At 37.8% G+C, this 6,467-nt stretch carries 7 protein-coding genes and 1 other RNA gene; 5 read left to right on the top strand and 3 right to left on the bottom strand.

Annotated features, from left to right (window positions below; translation table 11 throughout):
* Positions 1 to 1,008, top strand: a 1,008-nt coding sequence (locus A2003_RS12620; protein ID WP_502685964.1) for a YehQ C-terminal OB-fold domain-containing protein, incomplete at its 5' end; no start/stop codon positions are given.
* Between the two features lie 372 nt (positions 1,009 to 1,380).
* Complete coding sequence (locus tag A2003_RS12615; protein WP_502685965.1) at positions 1,381 to 2,568, top strand: putative solute-binding protein; 1,188 nt, start codon at positions 1,381 to 1,383, stop codon at positions 2,566 to 2,568.
* Positions 2,569 to 2,739: 171 nt separating this feature from the next.
* Here A2003_RS12615 and ssrS read toward each other — a convergent pair.
* The 3 genes from ssrS to A2003_RS12600 form a co-directional block, all read right to left on the bottom strand.
* Positions 2,740 to 2,921, bottom strand: a non-coding RNA gene (ssrS, locus tag A2003_RS12610) — 6S RNA.
* A gap of 90 nt (positions 2,922 to 3,011) precedes the next feature.
* Positions 3,012 to 3,299: a cell division protein ZapA gene (locus tag A2003_RS12605; protein ID WP_004912439.1), complete on the bottom strand. Its 288-nt coding sequence runs from the start codon at positions 3,297 to 3,299 to the stop codon at positions 3,012 to 3,014.
* Between the two features lie 2 nt (positions 3,300 to 3,301).
* Positions 3,302 to 3,856 (bottom strand): hypothetical protein, encoded by a 555-nt coding sequence (locus A2003_RS12600; RefSeq protein ID WP_004955284.1) that lies wholly within the window; start codon positions 3,854 to 3,856, stop codon positions 3,302 to 3,304.
* 65 nt (positions 3,857 to 3,921) lie between these two features.
* Here A2003_RS12600 and A2003_RS12595 point away from each other — a divergent pair, with 65 nt between their 5' ends.
* From A2003_RS12595 to A2003_RS12585, 3 genes are all read left to right on the top strand, one after another.
* On the top strand, positions 3,922 to 4,554 hold the full coding sequence (locus A2003_RS12595; RefSeq protein ID WP_004912433.1) for a UPF0149 family protein: 633 nt from the start codon (positions 3,922 to 3,924) through the stop codon (positions 4,552 to 4,554).
* A gap of 67 nt (positions 4,555 to 4,621) precedes the next feature.
* Positions 4,622 to 5,938 (top strand): Xaa-Pro aminopeptidase, encoded by a 1,317-nt coding sequence (gene pepP / locus A2003_RS12590; protein ID WP_004963105.1) that lies wholly within the window; start codon positions 4,622 to 4,624, stop codon positions 5,936 to 5,938.
* 168 nt (positions 5,939 to 6,106) lie between these two features.
* Positions 6,107 to 6,467: FAD-dependent oxidoreductase (locus tag A2003_RS12585; RefSeq protein WP_286687448.1), on the top strand; the 361-nt coding region annotated here is incomplete at its 3' end.

Below are 6,467 nucleotides of genomic sequence, written 5' to 3'. Positions count from 1 at the left end.
TTCTCAGAGCAAGAAAACCCTCAAATTTTTGAGGTGACACTAGCGCGTACTGAAAATAATGACCCGAACTTTAATCGTTACAATGCATGGTCTCAGCAAAGCATTTGGATGATGACAGCTCAACAACTCATGCAAAAAAAAGTACGATTACAACAGCCACGATTTTCTGAGGATGATCGTTTATCTGCTTCAGGACAAAGTCGAGCCTTACCACTTAATAGCTTAAAAGATCTTCAGGATTTTAGTATTTATCAACACATCGGATTTGATAATTGGCACAAACTACAGCAACGTTGGCAGCAACAATTACAAAGTATCGAAGGTGTTGATCAAACAGTCATGCTTAATATTTCTAGCTATGACAATCCTCAAGTTGATGAAGTTGAGCAATGTTTATGGTGGACGGTCTATGATCAGAATCAATCAGCGATACATTTACGTTTAGATTGGAAAACGTCAGAAATAGAAAAAATTCGTCAGCTCGAACACTTGTGTAATCAAAAAACTCAAATCAACTCTGTTTTTGTATATTGCCAGATTAAAGGACATACCTTGGTGTTATCACCAATTAGTTTATTGATCACGCAAAATGAAAAAACTCGCTTATTTAACCTAGATTTTGATCAATTCACTGAATCAAAAAAGACTTTGAAAGAAAGTATCGTTGGACGGATTGAACAACTCTTAATGATGAAACAACAACAGAGAGCAAAATTTTCATCTATTCAAATGAGTTTAAGTCAAAAAGTGTGTGAACCAATTTTTGATGTATTACTTAGTCTGAGTTGCTCTGGGCGTATGATGCTGAGTTCATCACAGATCGAAACATTGCAACAACAACGTCAGTTGGCATTAGATGCAGGAATGAACATACTTGCAAAGCAAATCACATCACTTTTAGCCGAGTCTAAAATCAATGTTGAGTCAATTTTACGGCTTATTTATCTCTGTGATTTAATTCTACGAATGCAAGTGGAGTTACCAATTCAACTGAATCAAAACTTGTAATATGTTTGATATTTGATTTTTAGTTAAAGAAAACTCGTTGGATTAATTCTAGATTTTTCATACTTTATGTTGGTTGGAAAAGTCGATTTGGGATTTTACTAAGGTATAGAAGCTGGTTTTAGATTGTTTTAGTCGGATAAATATTGTCTCTCGTATTCTATAAACTTCGAGAAAATATAGACTATTATCAAATAATGAGAGTTTTTATACTTTTCTTGACTTAATTGACATCATCTAAGTAAAAGCAGTCAATTCTATTTTGATTTAATGACCTTAACTTGAATAAAAACTATTGGGAAATAGCTAAAAATGGACCGTTTAATCCATAAAAATAAGTGCAGGATGTCAATTAAATTAATTCTTATCTCAGGAATGATGGTCTCGTCATTCGCCATGATGAGTCCAACCAATGCAGCTCCTGAAGGGAAGTTAGATCTAACGCTTTCAACTCATTCGCAGAATAAAGTTAAAAAACTACTCAATGACCCTAAAACTTGGCAGCAGATTCCTAAACAGGTCACTTTATGTGTGTATTCGCCGAATGGTGAGCATAGTGAAGCATTTGAACAAGCAACTAGCTATATCACTGAAATGCCAAGAATGGTAAACGTCGCCAAGCAGTTTGGTGTCAATATGAAAGTTGCTCGTCCTTCGCATTTACAATTTAAACTGGATTTTGATTATCCTAAACTTAAAAAAACAGCATCTACATTGGTGAACCTAAAGGTTTATACCAATGAAGCTGTTTTAACCGAAGATTTTCGTAGTAAACGCTGTGATGGTGCAGGTATTAGTAATCTACGAGCGAAACAATTTAATAAATTTGTTGGAAGTATTGATGCAATTGGTGCACTACAAACATACAAACAATTGAGCGCAGTGATCAAAGTTTTAGCAAATCCAAAGTTTGATGAAAAGATGGTGAACAAAGACTATGAGGTTGTCGGGGTAGTACCATTAGGTGCTGCTTATATTATGGTCAACGATCGAAATATTAATACTCTAGCTAAAGCTGCAGGTAAAAAGATTGCTGTATTCCAATTCGATGAAACCCAAAAGAAATTAGTTCAAAATGTAGGTGCTCAACCTATTTCGGTAGATTTAGTGAGTGTTGGTGGTAAATTCAACAATAAAGAAGTCGATATTATGGCTGGACCTGCGATATTGTTTGAACCACTAGAGTTACATAAAGGGATGAGTGATAAGTCTGGCAAAGTTGTTGGTGGGATTATCAAGTTCCCTGTCATTCAAGTGACAGGCACATTGATCATGCATCGCAATAAATTTCCAGCAGGAATGGGATCAGTTGCGCGTGAGGTCATTTCTAAACAGCTCAATCCAGCATTTGAATTTGTCGATAAATTGGAAGCTAAAATTCCAAGTAAATATTGGTTAACACTAAATGAAAGTGATAAGCCAGGTTATGTTCGACTTATGCGTGAAGCACGGATCCAAATGACGAAAGAAGGCTATTACGATCCAGATATGATGAAGTTGCTGAAACAGGTTCGTTGTTCGCAATCGCCAAGTCACTATGAATGTGCCTTGAACGATGAATAGACCTTAAAATTTTGAAGTGATAACGCCATAGTACATATAGCATGTGCTATGGTTTTTTATTTGAAATGTACTAAAAATAAGCAGAGTTTAAGAGGTAATAAAAACAAAGAACGATTTGATTTAAAGGGGATTATAAATTGAATTTTCTTTTGGTGAGAACCATTAGAAAAGTAATGCTCCAGAGGTGCCGCTGCATGGTCGTTACCCTGAACCCGATGAGTTCAAGGTGGAGGTGACGTACACTTACTGGGTTTCCTACTCGAGGCAGGCATACACTCAAAATGTACAGGACACATCCATAAATTTAAGTATCGGCAGGGGACTAGACGTACTGGCGAACACCCTAGAGACAGTTTTAGTATAACTGATCTTTACACGATGACAATCCTTGCAGATCACATATCTGTAAAGATACTTACTAATTGATGGGGCTTTGTGCAATTTTACTCAACAGTTTGTTCGACATCTTCCAAGATGGTTTGAAGTAGGCGCTCACAGTGAGCATATTCCTGCAAAGATTTATTCAAACTAAAGACATCTTGTGCCATCTGTAAGGCAACCATAATGACTAATTTATTGTGTTCTACACGAGGAGCATTACGTCGCATATCCTGAAACTTTTGATTCAGTAGTTCAGCTGCACGCTCTAATTCTTCACGTTTGTCTTCAGTGGTATTTAAGCGAAAAGTCTGTTCAATTAAACGAAGTTCTACTGTCACTTGTTCACTCATGATCAGTTTTCCTCTTGTAGTTCAGCATTCGGGTGAGCAAGTTGCTGAATTTCTTGTGCATGATGATCTTGCGCAGTACCTAGGATGGCAAGACGTTGAATAATTGCTTCAACTTTTGATTTTGCAAGCTCATTTTTTTGCAATAAACGATCACGATCTTGCTGAAGATCTTGGATTTCTTGCTGACTATGACGTTGTTGTGCTTGGAGCTTCTCTTTAGTCACACGTAAATCATTACGCTCTGCCAAAATCTCTTGAAAGCGATTTTTTAAGTCAGTGGTGCTTTTTTCCAAGCGGCTATAGCGTTCAGCAAGTGTTGTCGCATCTTGATTCAGCTGCTTAAATTGATCTTGTAACTGAGTTAATTGTTCAGTTAAGTTATCAACTTCTTCCTGCTTTTGCGTGATGATGCTATTTTTTTGCACGATTTGTGCATGATGGTCTGTTTCAGCTAAAGCTTTAGCTTCAGTGAGCGAAGTGTTTTCGCGCTCTAAATGATGTAAACGTGTTTTTAAAACACCAATATGCGCTTGTAGACGCTGTAATTGTTCTAACATAACGAGGTCGCACAGAGTTGCAATCAAAGGTAATATATACAGCAGTATAGAGATTGGATAAACGAATGCAAGACGATATTTCAGGTTGGACGGATTGGAATGCCCATTTTGATGGGATTGAAGAGATTTCAAGTCCAAGTGAGTTACATGGATTACTCACAGGTATAGTTTGTGTCACACAAGCACCAACCAAAGACGAATGGTCACAAATTTTAAATACTTTAAATGTTCCTGCATTATCGGAAGAGGCGTTAGAAAGCTTAACTGACGAAAGCGAAGATGTTTCTCATGCCTTGTCTGACGATGAGTTAGATTATTTGCCGATGTTGCCAGATGATAGTCATCTACTTGTTGATCGAGTTCAAGCTTTGGCAGATTGGTGTGCTGGTGTGGTTCTAGGCTTTGGTTTAGCATCAGGACATATTCGTGCTGATGAACAAGAACTCATTGAACACTTACAAGATGTTGCAGCAGTAGAGTTTGAAGATTCAGATAATGATGACGAAGGTGAAGCAAGCTATGAAGAGTTATACGAGTTTGTTCGTTTAATTCCAGTGAGCTTATCGATTGGTCGCAAAAAGATTTCTGTTAGTGAAAGCTCACTCTTAAAAAACTTTCATGCCAAAAGCAGAAATCAAGAAAGCACAGCTGATCCACAAACTATTGTAGAAATGTTTACACCGCATCGTCCGAGTTAATGCGGTATTAAATCTCCCTAATAAATCCCTCTTACTTTTTAGAGGGACTTTCAAGCTGTAGGATAATATGAAACTAACTCAAGCTGATTTTAAACAACGCCGTGATCATTTAGCTCAGAAAATGGGTGCAAATAGTGTTGCTATTATTGCGACACGTGCAGAAATGTACCGCAATCGCGATGCAGACTATAAATATCGAGCTGACAGTAGTTTTTATTATTTAACTGGTTTTGCTGAACCTGAAGCAGTTGCGGTATTGGAAACCTTCGCTGAAGGTGAAACGTATCGTTATTCCTTATTTTGCCGAGAGCGTAATCGCGAAATGGAGATTTGGAATGGTTACCGTGCTGGTGTGGAAGGGGCTGTTGAAATCTATGGTGCAGATGAAGCATTTGCAATAGATTTATTGGATCAGGAAATCATTGCAAAGCTCTTAAATAAAGATCGTCTGTATTTTCGAATTGGTCATCAAGCTGAGTTTGATGCCAGAGTAAGTCAATGGATTCAAAAAGCTGATTCTCAACAACGTCGTGGATCAACCTCTCCAGCAGAGGTCATTCAGCTTGATCGACTTATAGATGAGATGCGTCTGAAAAAATCAGCGCAAGAAATCGAGCTAATGCAGATCGCATCAAATATCAGTGCAGATGCACATACACGTGCTATGCAATCAGTGAAACCAGAAATGATGGAGTATGCACTTGAAGCAGAACTCAATTATATTTTTGGTAAAAATGGTTGTGTACCAGCCTACAATAGTATTGTCGGTGGTGGAGAGAATGCGTGCATTTTGCATTACGTAGAAAACAATAAACCATTAAAAGATGGTGATTTGGTTTTAATAGATGCTGCTTGTGAATATGAATTCTATGCATCTGATATCACTCGCACTTTCCCAGTCAATGGTAAGTTCAGTCCTGAGCAAAAAGCACTTTACAATATTGTATTAGATGCACAACTAGCTGCGATTGATGCAACACGTATCGGCAATCACTACAAATATCCACATGAAGTCGCTGTAAAAATTTTAACTCAAGGTTTGGTTGATCTTGGCTTACTTAGCGGTAATGTAAATGAGTTGGTTGAAAGTGAAGCATTCCGTCAATTCTTTATGCATGGCACTGGGCATTGGCTTGGTATGGATGTGCATGATGTGGGCGCTTATAAGCATGGCGAAGACTGGCGTGCTTATGAAGCAGGTATGGTAGTCACCGTTGAGCCTGGTTTATACGTCGCACCTGATGATGAAACAGTTGAGGCGAAATGGCGTGGTATTGGGATTCGTATCGAAGATGATATTGTAGTCACTGAAAATGGACCGTTGGTTTTGACTAAGAATGTAGTGAAAACTGTTGAAGAGATTGAGCAATTAATGGCTAGTTAAGTCTGAAATATTGATCTAAAGGCTTATTCTAGGATAAATAAGCCTTTTTTATTTGTCGAATTAAAATAAAACACAGACCAAACAAAGTACAAATTCCAATCCCAATTTGAGTTAGAGTAAGATAGTCCCGAAACATCAAGTCATGAAAAACTGATAAGGAATAATATTATGCAGCAACAAGTCATCATTGTCGGTGGGGGTATGGTTGGACTCAGCCTTGCTTTAATGTTGGCAAAATCTAATATTGCCGTAAAGCTATTAGAAGCTGTGAAATATCCAAATTACGATGACGAAAATCTAGCTCCATATCACTCAAGTTTTGATGCTCGTAACACCGCTTTGTCACGCCGTAGCGTGCAAATTTATCAAAAGTTAGGCTTGTGGGATGCATTACAACAACATGCGACCCCAATTTTACAAGTGCATATCACAGAGCAGGGTAGCTTTGGTAAAGCACGACTAGTAGCAGAACAAGAGAAAGTAGAAAGCTTTGGGCAAGTAATTGAAAATGCGTGGTTAGGTCGAGTAT

The organism is Acinetobacter sp. GWC1_38_13, from assembly GCF_001767535.1.
GTDB lineage: Bacteria > Pseudomonadota > Gammaproteobacteria > Pseudomonadales > Moraxellaceae > Acinetobacter > Acinetobacter junii.
This window is presented reverse-complemented; position numbering and strand designations above follow the sequence as displayed.